The 18,141-nt window shown below is 68.9% G+C and carries 19 protein-coding genes; 2 read left to right on the forward strand and 17 right to left on the reverse strand.

Annotation, left to right across the window (positions count from 1 at the left end; translation table 11 throughout):
- Positions 1-153: 153 nt before the first annotated feature.
- Positions 154-609 (forward strand): BPTD_2524 family lipoprotein, encoded by a 456-nt coding sequence (locus tag ACUDP5_RS10080; protein WP_263914819.1) that lies wholly within the window; start codon positions 154-156, stop codon positions 607-609.
- Positions 610-663: 54 nt separating this feature from the next.
- On the opposite strand, the gene ACUDP5_RS10085 is transcribed toward ACUDP5_RS10080, so the two are convergent.
- Positions 664-1,656, reverse strand: coding sequence for an IS110 family transposase (locus ACUDP5_RS10085; RefSeq protein ID WP_263915840.1), 993 nt, complete (start codon positions 1,654-1,656; stop codon positions 664-666).
- Positions 1,657-1,903: 247 nt separating this feature from the next.
- On the reverse strand, positions 1,904-2,329 hold the full coding sequence (locus tag ACUDP5_RS10090) for a PaaI family thioesterase (RefSeq protein ID WP_445658658.1): 426 nt from the start codon (positions 2,327-2,329) through the stop codon (positions 1,904-1,906).
- Between the two features lie 183 nt (positions 2,330-2,512).
- Between ACUDP5_RS10090 and dinB the strand changes: the two genes are divergently transcribed.
- Positions 2,513-3,595, forward strand: coding sequence for a DNA polymerase IV (gene dinB, locus ACUDP5_RS10095; RefSeq protein ID WP_263911620.1), 1,083 nt, complete (start codon positions 2,513-2,515; stop codon positions 3,593-3,595).
- 91 nt (positions 3,596-3,686) lie between these two features.
- On the opposite strand, the gene ACUDP5_RS10100 is transcribed toward dinB, so the two are convergent.
- From ACUDP5_RS10100 to ACUDP5_RS10170, 15 genes are all read right to left on the reverse strand, one after another.
- On the reverse strand, positions 3,687-4,772 hold the full coding sequence (locus ACUDP5_RS10100; protein ID WP_445658659.1) for a hypothetical protein: 1,086 nt from the start codon (positions 4,770-4,772) through the stop codon (positions 3,687-3,689).
- Positions 4,773-4,828: 56 nt separating this feature from the next.
- Positions 4,829-5,290 (reverse strand): GatB/YqeY domain-containing protein, encoded by a 462-nt coding sequence (locus ACUDP5_RS10105; RefSeq protein WP_263911624.1) that lies wholly within the window; start codon positions 5,288-5,290, stop codon positions 4,829-4,831.
- Between the two features lie 127 nt (positions 5,291-5,417).
- Positions 5,418-5,858, reverse strand: a complete 441-nt coding sequence (locus tag ACUDP5_RS10110) for an excinuclease (protein ID WP_263911626.1) — start codon at positions 5,856-5,858, stop codon at positions 5,418-5,420.
- A 34-nt stretch (positions 5,859-5,892) separates the two neighbouring features.
- Positions 5,893-7,116 (reverse strand): beta-ketoacyl-ACP synthase, encoded by a 1,224-nt coding sequence (locus ACUDP5_RS10115; RefSeq protein WP_445658660.1) that lies wholly within the window; start codon positions 7,114-7,116, stop codon positions 5,893-5,895.
- The gene (gene fabG, locus ACUDP5_RS10120; RefSeq protein WP_263911628.1) at positions 7,116-7,847 is read right to left on the reverse strand and encodes a 3-oxoacyl-ACP reductase FabG; all 732 of its coding nucleotides are present in this window, start codon (positions 7,845-7,847) and stop codon (positions 7,116-7,118) included. The genes ACUDP5_RS10115 and fabG overlap by 1 nt, the downstream gene beginning before the upstream one ends.
- A complete protein-coding gene (locus ACUDP5_RS10125) occupies positions 7,844-8,302 on the reverse strand; it encodes an ApeP family dehydratase (protein ID WP_445658661.1) in 459 nt (152 codons plus the stop codon). Before ACUDP5_RS10125 ends, fabG begins: the two co-directional genes overlap by 4 nt.
- On the reverse strand, positions 8,299-9,498 hold the full coding sequence (locus ACUDP5_RS10130) for a beta-ketoacyl-ACP synthase (protein WP_445658662.1): 1,200 nt from the start codon (positions 9,496-9,498) through the stop codon (positions 8,299-8,301). Before ACUDP5_RS10130 ends, ACUDP5_RS10125 begins: the two co-directional genes overlap by 4 nt.
- Positions 9,495-10,064 (reverse strand): DUF3261 domain-containing protein, encoded by a 570-nt coding sequence (locus ACUDP5_RS10135; RefSeq protein WP_445658663.1) that lies wholly within the window; start codon positions 10,062-10,064, stop codon positions 9,495-9,497. Before ACUDP5_RS10135 ends, ACUDP5_RS10130 begins: the two co-directional genes overlap by 4 nt.
- 7 nt (positions 10,065-10,071) lie before the next feature.
- Entirely contained in the window at positions 10,072-11,319 is a 1,248-nt protein-coding gene (locus tag ACUDP5_RS10140) for an NAD(P)/FAD-dependent oxidoreductase (RefSeq protein ID WP_263911632.1), read from the reverse strand.
- A gap of 42 nt (positions 11,320-11,361) precedes the next feature.
- Entirely contained in the window at positions 11,362-13,689 is a 2,328-nt protein-coding gene (locus ACUDP5_RS10145; protein ID WP_445658664.1) for an MMPL family transporter, read from the reverse strand.
- Positions 13,673-14,341 (reverse strand): outer membrane lipoprotein carrier protein LolA, encoded by a 669-nt coding sequence (locus ACUDP5_RS10150; RefSeq protein WP_445658665.1) that lies wholly within the window; start codon positions 14,339-14,341, stop codon positions 13,673-13,675. The genes ACUDP5_RS10145 and ACUDP5_RS10150 overlap by 17 nt, the downstream gene beginning before the upstream one ends.
- Positions 14,338-14,787, reverse strand: a complete 450-nt coding sequence (locus ACUDP5_RS10155) for an acyl-CoA thioesterase (RefSeq protein WP_263911635.1) — start codon at positions 14,785-14,787, stop codon at positions 14,338-14,340. The genes ACUDP5_RS10150 and ACUDP5_RS10155 overlap by 4 nt, the downstream gene beginning before the upstream one ends.
- The gene (locus ACUDP5_RS10160; protein WP_445658666.1) at positions 14,780-15,703 is read right to left on the reverse strand and encodes an LpxL/LpxP family acyltransferase; all 924 of its coding nucleotides are present in this window, start codon (positions 15,701-15,703) and stop codon (positions 14,780-14,782) included. Before ACUDP5_RS10160 ends, ACUDP5_RS10155 begins: the two co-directional genes overlap by 8 nt.
- Entirely contained in the window at positions 15,700-16,452 is a 753-nt protein-coding gene (locus ACUDP5_RS10165) for a glycosyltransferase family 2 protein (RefSeq protein WP_445658667.1), read from the reverse strand. Before ACUDP5_RS10165 ends, ACUDP5_RS10160 begins: the two co-directional genes overlap by 4 nt.
- Positions 16,439-18,139, reverse strand: a complete 1,701-nt coding sequence (locus ACUDP5_RS10170) for an ApeI family dehydratase (protein ID WP_445658668.1) — start codon at positions 18,137-18,139, stop codon at positions 16,439-16,441. Before ACUDP5_RS10170 ends, ACUDP5_RS10165 begins: the two co-directional genes overlap by 14 nt.
- Positions 18,140-18,141: the final 2 nt, after the last annotated feature.

Consider the following 18,141-nt stretch of genomic DNA (forward strand, 5'->3'; position numbering starts at 1 on the left):
TGCAGCCGGCTGCACTTGCCGCCGGACTCATCGATAATGCCATAGCCGCGCCCGGGGTGTCGAACCACCGGGTGACCGAATTGTCCCGCCGGGAGCGGTCCCCGGGATTGCCTTGTTTGCGGGATAATCGCGGCTATCAATCTGGAGAAACACATGGTTAGGAATCTGGTCGCGGTGTCGGTGCTGGCCCTGGGCCTGGCGGGCTGCTCGCTCGGCATCTCGCAAGACAGCGCGTCGCCGCACAGCGAATTCAAGGCGCCCGTGAACTACAAGGACGCCTACGCCACCGTCGTGCGCCAGGCCAATGCCTGCCTGCGCAGCACCGACAACGCGTATCGCGTGGTGTCCAACCTGGACGAAAGCACGCAATCGGGTTTGGTGCGGGTGCTGGCCCCCTATACCGACAACGAAATGACCCGCGTCGACCTCAAGGCGGCGGGCCCCCAGACCACCGACACCCGCATCGTGGTGTGGGGCAAGGGCACCTGGGACGCGGCCGCGATGCGCGCCATGCAGGACGCGATCTACTACAACCTGACGTCGTGCTCGTCCTACATGCCGCTGGACCCGCGTCCGCCGGTCAAGCCTTCTCGCGATTTGGGAAAGTAAGCCCCCACGCTGCGCGCTTTGCGCTTGCTGCCCCCCAAGCAACTGTGTTTCCAGTCAAGCAGCCTGAAGGTGCAATTGGCTGTTCCATGGTTGCTGGGAGCGGGCCATGGCGTTCAGGATTCGTAGCAGCTTGTGCGAGCAAGCGACCAGAGCGACCTTCTTGGGTTTGCCGGCCGCCAGCAGACGATCGTAGAACGCCTTAATAACGGGGTTGAACCTCACCGCGCTGAGCATGGCCATATGCAGCGTGCAACGCACTATGCTGCGTCCGCCCCATATGTGGCGTTTGCCCCGTGACTTGCCTGAATCGTGGTTCAACGGTGCTAGGCCGGCCAGCTTGGCCGCTCGGGCCCCACTGATCGTTCCCAGCTCAGGCATAAATGCCAACAAGGTGGCGCAGGTCGTAATTCCGACCCCTTTTATCGCTTCAAAGCGCTTGGTCTGATCTTTGAAGTGGGTGTCCAGGTGCCCATTGATATCCTTATCCAGCTTGGATATCTGGGCATCGAGTGTCTTAATGACTGCTCGGATGCTGTCTTTAAGAACTCGGACCGCCCCGGTTAGGCGGTTCTTCTCGGCAGTGCGCATGACCATCAATTGTGCGCGACGCGTCACGAGCGCCTGCAACACCTCGACCTGCTCATCCGGTGGAGCAAACTGCACACCGACCTGGTCTGCCTTGCCAGCCAAGGTCTGGGCATAGTGCGCCAAGGCCACGGCATCAATCGCATCGGTCTTAGCCAAATGGCCCAGGCTACGCGCAAACTCGCGTGCCGCCCGCGGGTTGGCCACCGCGACCGGTAGACCATGCTGAAGCAGGTAGCACGCCAATGCTCGCTCCAGCCCCCCAGTCGCTTCGACCACGATCAGGCCAATGCGCTTGCCCTTGATCGCCTCACAAAAGGCACTGAACCCGGCTTCGTCATTGCTCGCCTCATGGGTACCCCTCACTCCATGCAAGCTCCAGACGAAATCCTTCTGGGCCATATCCACGCCTACAAAATCTACGACTTCGGTGCTGTCTTGGCTAACCATCGCGTCTGTCATGTCCCATCCTTGCAACATTCGAACTTGTCTTCGGGTAACTGTTCGGGCTTAGTGACAAACACGGCGGACTGTACGCCCCAATGCTCGGGGACGAGCTCTAGGCTCAAAGGGGGAACGGGCTGTACAGGGCCGGTCAAACGAACTTCATACCCAACACGTCAAAGCATACAAGGGGGCTACCCGGCCTTCGGGCGGCCGTGCGGCCGGGGGGGCTGTTCTAGCAAGCGCTATTGATTCTGGCGAAGGATTAATCGCCGCCGGGCCGGCGGCGGATGATCTTGAAGGTGGCGGTGGCGCGGGCGACGAGTTCACCGTCGGCGCGGCGGATGTCGCCTTCGCAGAAGGCGATGGATGCGCCGCGGCGCAGGCAGCGGGCCTCGATGATCAGGTCGCCGGTGGCGGGCGACAGGAAGGTGGTGTTCATGTCGATGGTGGCCATGCCTTCGGTGGCGTCGGCCGAGCCGCGGGCGGCGGCGCTGAGGGTGAAGTCCAGCACGCTCATCAGGGTGCCGCCGTGCACGTCGCCGCGGCTGTTGGTCAGGTCCTGTCGCCAGGGCAGCGTGGTGCGGGCGTAGGCCGGCGCGATGCTCTCGGGCACGAGGCCCAGAAAACTCATGAAGGGAATCGCCAGGCCGAAATACTCACCCGGGGCGGGGGTTGCGGTTGCAGTCATGGAAGCGGTGTGCGGGAAAGGAATAAGACAGGAATTTGCCGGTCATAATATCCACTTTTCCGGCGCGCGCATGGCTTGGCACCCCCCAGGTGTCCGGCAAGCGTCCAGTGGGCATTCGATAGTGTTCGTTGATCGAACCCGTTGCGTGGTCCGCGCCCGTTTTGCCTGCAACCGTTTTGCCCCATGAGCGAGCCCAGCCGCAAGATCGTACACATCGACATGGACGCGTTCTACGCGTCGGTGGAACAGCGCGACAACCCCGACCTGCGCGGCAAGCCGGTGGTGGTGGCCTGGACCGGACCGCGTTCGGTCGTGTGCGCCGCGTCGTACGAGGCGCGCCGCTTCGGCGTGCATTCGGCCATGTCGGCCATCCGCGCGCAGCGGCTCTGTCCGCAGGCGATCTACGTGCCGCCCGATTTCAACCGCTACCGCGACGTCTCGCGCCAGATCCGCCAGATCTTTGCCCGCCATACCGACCTGATCGAGCCCTTGTCGCTGGACGAGGCCTACCTGGACGTGACCGTCAACAAGCTGGGCCTGCCGTCGGCCACCGAAGTGGCGCAGGTGATCCGCCAGCAGATCCGCACCGAAACCGGCCTGACTGCGTCGGCGGGCATCGCGCCCAACAAGTTCCTGGCCAAGATCGCGTCTGACTGGAACAAGCCCGACGGCCAGTTCGTGATTCGCCCCGCCAAGGTGCTCGATTTCCTGCAGCCGCTGCCGGTGCGCAAGGTGCCGGGCGTGGGCAAGGTGACGCAGGCGCGGCTGGAACAACTGGGCATCCATACCGTGGGCGACCTGGCCACGCACGGGGCCGAAGAACTCGAACACTATTTCGGCCGCTACGGGCGCCGCCTGTACGAGCTGGCCCGGGGCATCGACGAGCGCGAAGTGCAGACCGACCAGCCGCTGCAGCAGGTGTCGGCCGAAACCACGTTTTCGGAAGACATCCGGCTGGACGCGCTGGGCGATGCCATCGACCGCATGGCGGCCAAGGTCTGGGACCAGGCGCTGAAAAAAGGCGCGCTGGGACGCACGGTGGTGCTCAAGCTCAAGACCGACCGTTTCCGCATCCTGACGCGCAGCCAGACCAGCCCCAATCCGCCGTCCTCGGCGGCCGAACTGGCGGCGGTGGCGCGGCTGCTGTGCGAGCGAGTCGAATTGCCGGCCGATACGCTGTACCGGCTGGCCGGCGTGGGCATGAGCAATTTCGCCGACCCCGCCGAGCAATCGCGTCAGCCGGATCTATTCGGCGGGGCGTTCTAGCGGGGGGCGTGCTCGAGCGGAGCGCTGCTGAATCCGTGTATGCGTCCGGGTATGCGTCCGTGCATGCGGAATCAGCGCATGCTGAATCGGGCTACGCCGGGTCCAGCTCGCGCTTGATGGAATTGTGCTTGATGGCCTTGCGGCAGCGCGCGATGTAGGCCTTGTCCCGCGAGGCCAGCCCCAGTTCCAGTAGCAGCCAGTCGCGCAGCCGCGCATCGCCGTGCTTGAGCTTGGGGTTCATGGCGTCGACGCGTTCGAACAGCGCATCGAATTGCGCGGCATCGGCCGCATCGGCCGCGTTTTTCTGCTGGCGGCAAAACGCGGGCACCAGGAACGCCAGGCCGTCGCCGCTGTCGGCGGTGGCCAGGTCGGGGTATGCGGCCAGCGCGGCCTGCACCGCCGGGTATTGCCCGGCGTCCACGACCGGCTGCAGGGCATATTCGCGGCTGGCCGGGCCGATGCGCTTGTGCGCGCACAGGTCCAACGCAGCCTGCAGCCCGTCGCGTGCACTGACGGCGGCCACCAGCCGGCTCTTGATGATGGCGATGTCGTCGCGTTCGGTGCGTGTGTTGCACTGGGGCAGCAGTTTCAGGGCGGCAGCGGCGTCACCGTGGTCGGCGGCGTCGCGCAGCAGGATGCGGTAGCCCTGGTAGCGGTTGTCTTCTTCGCGAAAGATGTGGGTGGTACGCAGCTGCTGGATGTAGGGTTCGACGGCTGCGGCGCGGGCGGCCTGGCCGGCGCCGTCTTGCGCGGCCAGGGCCAGCGCGTCTTCGATGATGTGCAAGGTGACGTGATTGAAGACGATGTCGTCTTGCAGCCCGGCCACGGCCTGCGCCATGCCGGCGGGCGACAGGCGCGCGGCCTGGAACAACAGGTACAGGCAGCGGGGGTAGTCCAGCGCGCCGTCGGCGTCGGGTCGGCTGGAATGATGGCTGCCGCGCCACAGGCCCAACGTGACCTTGCGCGCTTCGCGGTAGGCCAGCGGGGAGCCGCCGCCGCAACCCCAGCCGTAGCCGTTGTCGGGCGCGGCGGCCAGGCCCTCGACGACCGGCGCAATGGCGTCAGACAGGCGGCGCAGGGCGTCCGGGTCTGCCTTCAGCGGATCGGCAAGGGTGGTGTCGTAGCGGGATTCGAAATGCCGGCGGCCAATATTGATGGCCTCGACACAGTCGCGCATCGCCCCGCGCCAGGGCGGGGCGACGGCGTCCAGCGCGATGGCGCTGGCGGGCGGCTTCAGGCGAGCCGCCCTTTGACTTGCTGCGACAGCGCGGTCATGTCGGCGCGGCCAGCCAGCGATTGCTTGAGCAGGGCCATGACCTTGCCCATGGCCGGCGCGCCGGTGACGCCCTGGGCGGCCACTGCGGCCAAGGCGGCGTCGATGGCGGCGGACACTTCTTCAGGCGTGGCGGCCTGCGGCAGGAATTCCTGCAGCACGACCAGTTCGGCCTTTTCCTGTTCCGCCGTTTCGGTGCGGCCGGCCTGCTCGAACGCGGCGATGGATTCGCGGCGTTGCTTGACCTGCTTTTCGATGATGGCGGTGATTTCGGCGTCGGTCAGGTCGCGGCGCTCGTCCACTTCTTTTTGCTTCACTGCGGCCAGCAGGAAGCGCAGGGTGGCAAGGCGTTCGCTCGCCTTGGCGCGCATGGCGTCCTTGACGGCGTCGGACAGGCGGGTCTTGAGCGTAGCGGAGCTCATGGGGGAACCTTTGTGTGGTGTTGCGGCAAAGGGCAAGTTTAACCGGCCCGGGGTCAACGGTGGGGAGCGGTCATCCGCGGGGCGGCGCCCCGCAGGGCAGCCGGAGGCGGGTGCCCCCGGACAACCGTCATTTCACGTTGCTCAGGTCGCCGCGCAGGGCGACGCCCGCCACGGTGGCGCCGGCGTGGCATTCGTAGTTGGTCTTGTTGCGGTACTCGTTCTTGCGGTAGTAGCTGACGATGTTGGTGACCGCGTTGGCGCCGGCCGTCTTGGCGGCCTCGTGCAGGGCGATGACGGCCGATTGGGCGACCCACAGGCAAGCTTCTTCGTCTGACTTGCCGGCGGCGTTGGTCTTGCGGTTGGTGACCACGCCGGCTTGCACGACCTTGCCTGCGGGGCCGGTGCCGGCCAGGTAGAACTTGACGCTGCCGTCGATCTTGCCGGCGGCCCGGGCGCCGTCGACGGCCGCCTGCAGCGGCAGGTAGACCGAGGTGTCCCGGGCCAGCGCGGGGGCCGAGCAGGCCAGCGACAGGGCCAGGGCGCCAAACAGCTTATGGGAGACGTTCATGGATTGCGTTCCAGGTTGGGGGGGAGCCGGGTCCTCAAGGCCAGCGGCGGAATATCAGCGACGTATTGATGCCGCCGAAGGCGAAGTTGTTGTTCATGACGTATTCGTGGCTCATGCGGCGGCCTTCGCGCAGGTAGTCCAGGTCGCCGCAGCGCGCATCGACGTGCTGCAGGTTGAGCGTGGGCGCGTACCAGTCGTTGCGCATCATTTCGATGCTGAACCAGGACTCCAGCACGCCGCAGGCGCCCAGCGTATGGCCCAGGTAGCTTTTCTGCGAGCTGATCGGCATGCGCGCCCCGAACAGGCCGTGGGTGGCCTGGGTTTCGGCGATGTCGCCCTGCTCGGTGGCGGTGCCGTGGCCGTTGACGTAGCCGATGGCATCGGGCGCCAGGCCAGCATCGGCCAAGGCCATTTCCATGGCGATGCGCATGGTGCGGGCCTCGGGCCGGGTGATGTGGGTGCCGTCGGAATTGCTGCCGAAACCGACGATTTCCGCATAGATCCGGGCCCCGCGAGCCTGGGCGTGTTCCAGCGATTCCAGCACCAGCATGCCGCCGCCTTCGCCGATGACCAGGCCGTCGCGGTCGCGGTCGTAGGGGCGCGGGGTCAGTTCGGGCGTGTCGTTCTTCTGGCTGGTGGCGTACAGGGCGTCGAACACCAGCGCTTCGCTGGGGCACAGTTCTTCGGCGCCGCCTGCCAGCATCAGGTCCTGGCGGCCGTAGCGGATGGCTTCGAAGGCATAGCCGATGCCCTGGCTGCCCGACGTGCAGGCGCTGGACGTCGGGATGATGCGGCCCTTCAGTTCGAAGAAGATGCCGACGTTGGCCGCGGTGGTGTGCGGCATCATGCGCACGTAGGAGTTGGCGTTCAGGTCGTCGGTGACGCCGTTGAGCAGCATGTTGCCGAACGCGCGGATTTCGGCGGTGCTGCCGATCGACGAGCCGCAGGCCACGCCCATGCGGCCGTCGGCGATGATCGGGTCGCCGAGCAGGCCGGCGTCGTCCAGCGCCATTTCGGCGGCGCGCACGCTCAGCTGCGACACGCGGCCCATGCTGCGCAATTGCTTGCGGGTCCAGTGCGCGGGCACGTGAAAGTCTTCGATGGGGCCGCCCAGGCGGGTGTTCAGTTCGGTGTAGCGCGACCAGTCGGGCATGATCCGGATGGCGCTGCGGCCGGCCTGGAACGCTTGCTGGATGGTGGGCCAGTCAGACCCCAACGCGCTGATGCCGGCCATGCCGGTGATGACGACGCGTTTCATCAGCACAGACCTCCGTTGACGGCGATGACCTGGCGCGTGATGTAGGCGGCACCGGGCGACATCAGGAATGCGACGGTGGCCGCGACCTCTTCGGGGCGGCCCATGCGCTGGGCGGGAATGGCTTTCAGGATTTCGTCCACGGGTACGTGTTCATCGATCATGTCGGTGTCGATCAGGCCGGGGGCCACGCAATTGACGGTGATCTGGCGCTTGGCCAGTTCCACCGCCAGGGCCTTGGCGGCGCCGATCAGGCCGGCCTTGGATGCGCTGTAGTTCACCTGGCCGCGGTTGCCGATCAGGCCCGAGACGGACGCCATGCAGACCACCCGGCCGGGGGCGCGGCGGCGAATCATGGGCATGGCCAGCGGGCTGAGCACGTTGTAGAAGCCATCCAGGTTGGTGCGCAGCACCTGGTCCCAGTCGTCGCCGGTCAGGGCGGGAAAGGCCCCATCGCGGGTCAGCCCGGCGTTGAGCACGACGCCGTAGTAGGCACCGTGGGCCTCGATGTCGGCCTGCAGCGCGGCGGCGCACTGGTTGCGATCGGCCACGTCGAATTGCAGCACGCGTGCCTGGCGGCCGCGGGCAGCGATTTCCGCCTGCACGGCATCGGCCTGGGCGCGTTGCTGGCGGCAGTGCAGCACCAGGTCATGGCCGGCGTCGGCCAGGGCCAGTGCGATGGCGCGGCCGATGCCGCGGCTGGAGCCGGTGACGAGTATGGGGGCGGCGCTCATTGGGGCGAATCTTCCTGGATGAAAACGGTGGGGTCCTGGGGCTGGTAAAGGTTCAGCCGGGCGGCTGCCAGCAGGCGGTTGCCGTGGTGCAGTTCGCATTCGAAGATGCTCATGCCGACGTCGTCGATGAAGCCGCGCTTGATCGGGATGGTCAGGACGGCGCCCGCCGGGAGGGTGTCGGCGTGGCATTCATAGCGGCGCGTGCCAAGCAGAAAGCCCAGCTTGACCTCGGTGCCGGCCAGGCGGGCCTGGCAGCCTGCCCAGGCGCCGACGGCCTGGGCCATCAGTTCCAGGCCCAGCCACGGGGGCAGCGAGCCGTCGGGCAGCGAGTAGGGGCAGGGCCTGACCACGGCGCGCGCGGTGAGGCTGTCGGCGTCATGCGCCAGCACCTCGTCGATGAGGATCATGTTGCCTGCGTGCGGCAGCAGGCTGGCGATGGGCCAGTCGCTCGTCATGATGGCGTCCCCAGGATCAGGCTGGCATTGTTGCCGCCGAAGGCGAATGAATTGCTCATGGCGACGCGCGGCCGGCCCGCGGCGTAGCGGTGCTGCGCGGTGGAGAAATCCAGCATGGGCAGGGCCGCGTCCGCCTGGCCGTCCCACACGTGAGGCAGCAAGCGGCCGTCGGCATTGGCCGGCGCCAGCGTGATCCAGGCCAGCGCGGCCTCGAGCGCGCCGGCGGCGCCCAGGGTGTGGCCGGTCAGGGGCTTGGTGGAGGCGCACGGCACACCTTGCGGGAACAGCGCATGCACGGCCAGGCTTTCCATGGCGTCGTTGTGCGGGGTGCCGGTGCCGTGCAGGTTGACCCAGCCGACGTCGGCGGGCGCCATGCCGGCAGACCGCAGGGCGGCGCGCATGGCTTGCAGTGCGCCGGCGCCGGTGGGGTCGGGCGCGGACATATGCCACGCGTCGGAACTGGCGCCGCCGCCCAGCAGCGCGACCGCCTCGTCGTCGGCGGGCTCGCGCTGCATCAGGAACAGCACGCCGGCCTCGCCGATGTTGATGCCGCGGCGATTGGCCGAGAACGGCAGGCACAGGGCTTCGTCCACCGCATCCAGGGTGGCGAAGCCGTTGATGGTCAGGCGGCACAGCGTGTCGGCGCCGCCGCAGACCACGGCGTCGGCCAGCCCCAGGGCCAGCAGGCGCCGCGCGGACAGCAGCGCCCGGGCGCTGGACGTGCAGGCCGTGGACAGGGTGTAGGCCGGGCCGGTGGTGCCCAGCCACTCGGCCAGGAAGGAGGCGGGCGAGGACAGGGCCTGGCGTCGGTAGTCGTAGCGGGCAGGCCAGGCGCCATCGGCCGCCAGGGCGCGAAACGCGGGTGCGTTGTCGTTGACGCCGGATGTGCTGGTGCCCAGCACGACGGCTACCCGATGCGCGCCGTGGCGGGCCACGGCAAGGCGCAGTTGCGGTTCGATCTGGCTGGCGGCGGCCAACAGCAGTTGGTTGTTGCGGCTGTGGTGCTGCGCCGGGAGGGTATCGGGGAGGGCGGGCAGGGGGGGGGCGCAGACGCCCAACGTGAGCGTGCGGCCGTTGACCCAGCCCGTTTGCCGGCGCATGCCGCCGGTGTCGCCGGCCAGGGCGGCGCGGGCCACGGCGTCAACGCCGGCGCCCAGCGCGCAGACCACGCCCGGGGTGCTCAGCCAGGTATTCATGGTTGCTCCTTGAGCGGCGCGACATGCCAGGTGTTGCCGTCGGCATCGCGGATGTCGAGTTGGCCGGTGGTGGCGCCCTGCGGCCAGCGCACCGTCCAGCGCACCTGGCCGCGTTGCAGCAGCTCGCGCTGCACGACCCCATCGGCCGCGCGGCTGGCGCGCCAGGCGCCGGCGCCGTAGGCGGCGTCGAGGTCGGCTTCGGGCGTCCAGGCGAACACCAGCGCGGCGAACAGGTTGCGCGCCTGGGCGTTGGGCCGGATGAAACCGTCGTTGCGCCAGCGACCGTCTTCGAGCATCTGGCGCGCCTGCGGCACGCCCATGGGGTCGAACAGCGACCAGCGCGTGGCGCCGGCCTCGCGCTGCACCACCAGCAACGTGTCCTGCACGGGCTGGCCTGGGCGGGATTGCGCCACGTGCAATTGGCGAGGCAGGTCGAACGGCGCCAGCCGCGCGGGCACGGGCGGTGCGCCGGCGCACCCGGCCAGCAGCGCCAGCGCCAGCAGGGCCGAGGCGCCGTGGCGGGCGGCGCGCGCCAGCGTTGCAGTGGGAAAGAAGGACGGTGTCATGGGCAGGTCAGGCGGGCGCGGGCTGGGCGCCGGATGCGCGGCAAAGTTCGCTCAGCATGCGCAGACGGCGCTGCGGACTGGCCACGAACGGGTTGGCCGGATCCCAGGCGTAGCCGGCCAGGATGGAGCTGATCATGCGGCGGATCTCGGGTTGGGCGCCTTCATAGAAGACCACATCCTGGAATTCGCCGCTGTACCAGCCTTGGACGTAGGCGCGGAAGGTCTCGACACCCACCATCAGCGGGTCGGCGAAGTCGGCCTGCCAGTCGACCGTTTCGCCGCCCAGCTGGCGGTGCAAGGCGTCGGCGGCCAGCTTGGACGAGCGCAGGGCGATGGTGACGCCGGACGAGAACACCGGGTCCAGGAATTCGGCGGCGTTGCCCAGCAGGGCAAAGCCCGCGCCGTGCAGCCGCGTGACGCTGGCCGAATAGCCGCCGATGGTGTTGGCGGGCGTGTCCCACACCGCATTGCGCAGCACCCGCTTCAAATTGGGAGCGGCCTCGGCCATGGTGCGCAGCGTGGTCATCAGGTCTTCGTCGGGGCCGCCGAACAGGTCTTGTCCGCCCACCACGCCGAACGAGCAGCGGCCGTTCGAGAACGGAATCAGCCAGTACCAGATGCCGTTTTGTTCGGGGTGCACGCTGATCAGTATCTTTTCGCGGTCAAAGCCGGCGTCGTCGATGCGGTCTTCGAGGTGGGTGAAGATGGCTTTGCGCGGCGGCATCGACGATGGCCGCTCCAGGTCGAGCAGGCGCGCCAGCACGCGGCCGTAGCCGCTGGCGTCCAGCACGAACCGGCTGCGCACCTGGTATTGGCTGCCGTTGGCGCCGCGCACGTCCAGCAGCGGACCATCGCCCGAGAAATCGGCGGCGGTCACTTCCTGCAGATAGCGCACTTCCACGCCCTGGCGCGCGGCGTCGTCGGCCAGCACCTTGTCGAACTGGGCCCGCTGCACCTGGAAGGTGGTGCCGGGGCCCGGAGTGAACTTGTCGCGGAAATCGAAGTAGGTATATTGCTCGCCGCGGGCAAAGGCGGCGCCGTTCTTGACCTGGAAGCCGGCGGCCTGCACGGCCGGCATCATGCCGGCTTCCTCGACAAATTCCAGGCAGTGGGCCAACAGGCTTTCACCGATGGAAAAGCGCGGGAACTGCTGGCGTTCGAGCATCAGGACGTCATGCCCCTGGCGCTTGAGCAGCGCGGCGGCCACTGCCCCGGCGGGGCCTGCCCCGATGACAACCACTTCCCGATGTTCCATGCCGGATGTTTCCTTTGAGAATCGATAGAAAGAATGATGGATTCAGGGCGTTGCAGGAGGCCGGATCCACGGCGCCCACAGCAGCGAGAACCCCACGCCCAGCGCCACCGCCATGCCGAAATTGGCGATGGCGGGGGTACTGCTGACGGCCAGCAGGCCGAACGACAGGAAGGTGGTGAGCGCACCCAGCACGATGCCCACCAGGCTGGCCGCCGCACCGGCGACCCGCTCGTACATGAAGATGGCGTAGTCCACGCCGATGGCCGACACGAGCAGCAGCCCGAACAGGCTGAACAACGTAAGGGGTTGTCCCAGGTAGCCCAATGCGGCCAGGCTGCAGGCCGTGGCCGCCAGCGGCACGGCCAGGATGCGCCAGGTGGCTGCGCGGCCCAGCGTCAGGCACAGCAGCAGCGCCGCAACGCCGTACGACAGCAGCTTGAGTTCGGCGGCCTCGATGCGGGTGGCGGTGAACATGCGGTTCAGTTCGCCGCTGCGGTCCACCAGCGTGACGCCGGGCGTGGACTGCGCGATGGCGGCCAGGGTGGCAGGGTCGCGCAGCCCCAGCAGGGTCACCATGCCGGCGGCTTCGCCGCCCTGCTGACCCAGCCATAGCGGACGCCAGCGTTCGCCGACCTGGCCCTGCACGGCCGCGTCCAGCGTGACGGGCGACAGGGCCGCCAGCGCCTGAAGTTCCTGCTTGATGGCGTCAAATGGCACGCCGATATCGGTCAGCGCCTGCCAGGCCTGGGGCGTGCTGGCCAGACGGGTCAGCGCGGCGGCAGCGGCCTGTTGATCGGCAATGGGCGCCACGCGTTGGCTGAGCGCGTTGTAGGCCTGCAGGCCGCCGGCGGCGATCTGCGTATCCAATTGGCGCGCGATCTGCGCTTGCCGGCGCAGCAGCTCGTCCGGATCCTTGGCCCGCACCAGGAAGAACTGGCTGGTCGGCATGAAGCCGGTGATCTCGCCGATCTGGCGCGCCTGCTGCAATAGCGGCGCGGGCAGGGCCAGCCATTGGCGCAGGTCGTCCTGGATGTTCAAGCGGCTGATGCCGCCGGCCGTCACGGCGGCCAGCAGCAGCGCGCCGGCCCCCAGCACGCCGCGGCGGCCGGCCAGGCGTTCGCGCGCGGCCAGCGCGGTCTGGGCGAAACGCAGCAGCGGCGGCCAGGGTCGGGGGCGGAAGTCGCGCAGCCAGGCGGGCAGTTGGCACACGGTGCAGGCATAGGCGCCCAGCAGGCCGGCGGCGGAAAACACCGCGGTCTGCGTCAGCGCGGGAAAGGGCGTGAACGCCAGCGCCACGTAGCCGACCAGGCTGGCCGCCAGGCTGATGGTCAGGCCGGGCAGTACGCGGCGCAAGGCCGGCCACGCGCGCCAGTCGGGCATGCCGTAGCTTTTGCCCAGCCAGTGCAGCGGGAAATCGACCGCCACGCCGATCAGGCTGGCCCCGATCACCAGGGTCAGCACGTGGATGGAGCCGAACGCGGCGACGCAGGCGACGGTGCCGGCGAGCAGCCCCACGACCACGGGCGCCAACGCCAGCAGTGCGTGCCAGCGGCGCAGCGCCAGCAGCAGCACCAGCACGATGCCGGCGACCGATACGCCGCCGATCCAGCCGCTTTCGGCCACTGCCTGGGCACGCCCGGCCGCGGCGTACAGCGCGCCGCCGGCCACCAGCAGGTCGGCGCCCGTGGCGGCCAGCGCCTGGCGATCCTGTGCGATCTGCGCGGCGATGCGCGCCGGCGCATCGCTGTCGAATGCATCTTCACGCGTGGTGGCGCGCACCAGCACCCAGGCGCGGCCAGCGTGCTCGGCCTGCAGTGTGCCCGTGGCCACGTCGTACTGCACCGCACCGCCGGGGCGCAGCGCCTGTTCGCCCAACCGGGTCAGGCCGAGCAGGTCCTGGTTGACCGGCACCGCGCCGGATGACGAGAAGGGGTCGACCAATTCGCGTGCGCGGCGCCGGGCAAAGGCAGGCGTGTCTTCGAGCAGTTGCTGGCGCTGTGCCGCGGGCAGCAGGGCCAGGCGGTTGGCCAGCAGTCGAGCCCGCAGTTCGGGCAGATCCACGTCCACGTCGACCAACGCCGAATCGAACAGGCCGCTTTGCTGCCAGCGCTGCGCCAGCAGCCGCGCGGGGGCCGCGCTGTCGCCATCCTTGGCGGCGGCCACCAGCGCGACCAACTGGCGGCTGAGGGGCTCCTGGATGCGGGCTTCGGCGAGCTGACGCGTGGCGTCAGCTCGCGCCTGCGGCACCAGGTCCATCAGATTGGCAGAGACCGGCCAGCCGTGGCGGCACTGCCAGGCCCCCAGGCACAGCAGCAGCAACACCCCCAGCTTGAACAGCCGCGGCAGCCAGCGCTCAATCGGCAAAGGCACGTTGCTCCTCGGGCGTCAGCGCGTCGGCGGCCACGGCGTCGGTCATCTGCAGCACGCTGCGGTCCCCTTGCACTTCGCGCAACTCGATGCGGTCGACCAGCTTGCCGCCGTTGATCTGGATGTTCTCGAAGATCTGGCGCAGCAGCACCGAGCGCGGCAACAGCATCAGTTGCCAGGCGTCGGCGCTGCCGGTCAGGGTCAGGTCGAAGTTCTCGCGCAGGCCGCTGGTGTCGCCCGCCAGCACCGAGAGGAACAGGCGATTTTCGCGGCCGGCGCCGGTGTGTTGCGGCAGCGCCTGCCAGGCGCCGTCGGCGCCGCGTCGCGCGATGCCGTCGGCGCTGATGCGCAGGTCCTGGGCGATGGGGCTGCGCAGCAGCCACAGCAGGCCACGACCGTTGGCCAGGGTGAAGTCGCCGCGGCTGGTCAGGGGCTGTGGCAGCGAGCGCAGGAACTTCTGCTGCACGAAATGCCCCCGCACGATGGGGGTGGCGCGCAGTTGCTGTTGCAGGTCGTCCAGGGTGAAGGCGTGGGCGACCCAGGGGAAGACGGCCAGGGCCAGGCTGAGCAGCAGGCGCCGCGCCAGCCGATCCGCAATGCAGATCAGCAGGAGGTTCAGCGGGCGGGCCGGCAGAAGGTGGGACAAGCGAGTCATGCCGTGTGCTCCGGAGCGTCGAGGTCAAGCTTGCGCTGCACCGCGTCCACCAGGGCGGCGGGCGAGGTCAGTTGCATTTCGCGGCTCTGCATGCAGACGGCCACCTGCACCGAACTGGCCCGGGTCAGGCGCTGGCCGCTGGCGGCCTCGCGGACGAGGTAGTTGATCTTCAGGCGATGTTCCCATTCGACCAGCTCGGCGCGCACGACCAGGCGCTGGCCGAACTGGGCAGCATGGGCATAGCGCAATTGCAGGTCGATCACCGGCCACACATAGCCGCTGGCACGCATGGCGTCGTAGCCGTATCCCAGGCTGTCCAGCAGCGCGCAACGCGCTTCTTCCAGGTATTTGACGTAATGGCCGTGCCAGACGACGTCCATCGCGTCGACGTCGTAGAAAGGCACCCGGATTTCGACCTCCGCGCCCAGGGCGCCACGTTTACGCATCGTCTTTCCAGAAGGGGTAGAAGTTGAACCATTGCAGCGGCGCCTGGCGGCAGTGCGCGCCCAGGCGGTCGGCGTAGCGCTGTGCCCAGCCGGCGATCTGCGCCTGGCGTGTGGCGCGCGTCCATTCGATGCCGTCGCACAGGCGTTCCATGGCCACGCGGTAGCGCGCGCCGTGGCGGGTGCAGAACAGCAGGTTGACGGGGCAGCGCAGCAAGCCGGCCAGCAGCCAGGGGCCTTGCGGCAACAGCGCCGCGGCCCCCAGCAGGTCGACTTCGGTGCTGCGGTCGCCGGTCAGCGGCACGCGGTCTCCGGCGATGGCCAACCACTCGCCGCGATCCAGGCGTTGGGCCAGGTCGAGCATGACGCCGGCATCCAGTTCGCTGACCTGGATCATCCGCAGACCGCCACCGGCTTCGTCCAGCAGTCGGCCGAAGTGGACAGCGTGCTTGGTGTGCACCAGCACGTTCAGTTTCAGCCGGCCGGATTTTTCGGCCAGCGCGCGGCACACTTCCAGGTTGCCCAGGTGCGAGCCCACCAGGATCTGGCCGCGTCCCGTGCCCATCTGCGCATGCAGCGCGTCGGGGTCGGTGATGTCCAGGTCGGCGTACGTGACCTTGCCTTGCCACACGTCCAGCTTGTCCAGCAGGGCCTGGGCGAATGCCAGGTATTGGCGGTAGACGGGAAAGGACTTGGGCAGCGGCGTGGCCAGGCCGCCGGCGGCGATCAGCCGGCGCTGGTAGGCAGCAATGGCGCGGCGCGCGCGGGGGCCAAACGTATAGAAATACAGCACGACGACCCACACCACGGGCGCCACGGCGCGGCGGCCGATGCGGCGGGCGGCCCAGGCGGTCAGGCGCAGCAGCAGGGGGCTGCCGCGTTCGGGCTGGTCGGCCCAGTGCCGATCGGCGGCGCTCATGGGCGTACGCCTTTGCTCAGCCGGCGCAACAGCAGGGCGGGCGAGCGCGCCAGCATGCCGAAGAACAGGCGAGCGTGCATGCGGCTGATCAGGACGTTGTCGCGCAGCGCCTTGAAATGCGATACCCCGCCTTCGGGGTACACCACGCGCGTCGGCAGCCAGGTCATGGGCACGCCGCGCCAATGCAGCCGCACCAGGATGGCGATGTCGAAGTCCATGCGGCAGCCCACCCGCACGTCGTCGATGACCCTCAGCACGGCATCCAGCGGATAGACGCGAAAACCGCACATGGCATCGGGAATGTCGAGCGACAAGGTATTGATCCAGACCCACACCCGGGTCAGCCAGCGGCCGTACAGACGGCTGCGCGGCACATCGTCGCCATACACCGGGGCGCCGCAAATGACCGCCTGGGGCTGGGCCCGCGAGGCCTGCAAGAATGCGGCGGTATCGGTCAGGGCGTGCTGGCCGTCGGCGTCGACCTGCAGCGCATGGCTGTAGCCCAGGCTGCGGGCGGCGCGCAGGCCGTCCTGTACCGCGGCGCCCTTGCCGCCGTTCTGTGGGCGGCGCACCAGGTGGGTTTTCTGCAGGGCGGCCAGTGTGTCCAGCACCGTGGCGCATTCGGGTGCCGATCCGTCGTCCACCAGCACGCAGGGCAGGCCCAGCGCCGCCAGTTGCGCGTGCACGGCGGCCACGGTGGCGCCGTGGTTGTAGACGGGAATGACCGCGCAGAGCTTATGCGGCGCCATGACCGCTTCCGTGCAGCACGCGGCCGGACGAGCAGGGCGCGCCGTCCAGCGTGTAGGCGAAATAGAGCTTCTGCTTGCCGGCATCCCAGCGCAGCGCCAGTTCGGCCACGTCGCCGGGCCGCAGCAAGCGTTGGAATTTCAGGGCTTCCATGCCTGCAAAATGCAACGCGGGCTGCAATTCACGCTGCGCCAGCGACAAGGCCCAGGTGATTTGCGCCACGCCGGGCACGACCGGCGCGGTCGGGAAGTGGCCACTGAAATACGCCAGGTCGCAGGGAATCTCGATGCGGTAGCGGCGTTCGTCGGCGTTGTCGGTGGGAAGGCCGTCGGCCACCGGGTGCAGCGGGCGCTCGCCTGCCGCAACGTCGAAGTCCGCCTGCGGCATCTTGCCCTGTGCGTTCCAGGGCAATTGGCGCAGCAGCCGCCAACTGCGGGGAATGGCCACCGAATCGACGCCTGCCGCCAGATGTCGGCGCAACGCGTCGACCACGCTGCGGCGCCCCTGGTTGCGCAGCGCATGCAACCCGACGGCGGACAACGCCACCAGGGCGGTCAGGCGCAGTGCGCCCGTGGGCCGGCCCACGCGTGCCTCGGCCACGAACGGGTGGCGCGCCAGGGTGTGTTCGATCATCGGCAGCGCAACGCGCTTTTCTTCGATCTTGACGATGCGGTCCAGGCGGCCCAGCAACTGGAAGCCGCCCTCGGCAAGCTCGGCGCCATCGGCGGTTTGTTCGTCTGCGGCGTCGACCCACGGCGACATCACGCGCAGCGCGCCTTGCGCATCCAGGCCGACCGTCATGCCGGGCAGCGGTTGCCACAGGCCGGCGCCGCTGCGCCAGGCCACGGCGCCGGTTTCGGAACTGCCGTAGATTTCGGTGGGGCGCAGGCCCAGTTGCTGCGCGATGGCGTCGGAAACGTCAGCGGGCAGGGCGCCGCCCGATGAGTAGATGCGGCCCAGGCGGCCACGCAGTTGGGCCCAGTCCAGGCGGTCGCCCAGCCGGCGCAGCAACGCGGGGCTGGCGATCCAGGTGAACGTGGGGTGGCGCAGGCTGGCCAGTTGCAGGTCTTCGGGGTAGTGGCGCTGGCGGCGGTCGATGAGGCGTCCGGCGCATAGCGGCCATAGCACGCGAAATGGCAGGCCGTACATGTGCTGCGCGGACACGCTGCCCAGCACCGGGCCGGTGGCGTCGGGCCATTGGCGCTGCAGGGCGTCGACTTCGCGCGCCAGTTGGCCCCAGCTTTTCGACACGTGCTTGGGCGTGCCGCTGGAACCGGACGTGCACAGCACCAGCGTCTGCGCCGGGTCCAGGGCGGCGGGCGGCAGGGGCGGCGCGTCCAGCAGCTGGTGCAGGCGCCAGGGGGCGCGGGTGCCGGCGGGCAGGTCGGTGTCGGTCAGCCAGGCATCGACGGTGGCGTCGAGCGGGAGGCAGGAGTCTGGCCGTGCATCGCCGGGCAGCACGGCCGTGATGCCGGCGCGCCAGCAGGCATACAGTGCGGTGGCAAGGGTGGCTGCGTCATCGAACCAGAGCGCGGCGCGGCGGATGGCGCGGGCTTGCAGCGCCCCGGCTACCGTCAGGCATTGCGCGGCGAAGGCCGCGCGCGACAGAGGCGGGTCGTCGGCGACCGGTGTGCCGTCGGCCGGCGCGCCGGCGGGCAGCAGCAGATGCGTCAGGGGAATCCAGGCCACCG

Source organism: Achromobacter sp. NCFB-sbj8-Ac1-l, assembly GCF_052695805.1.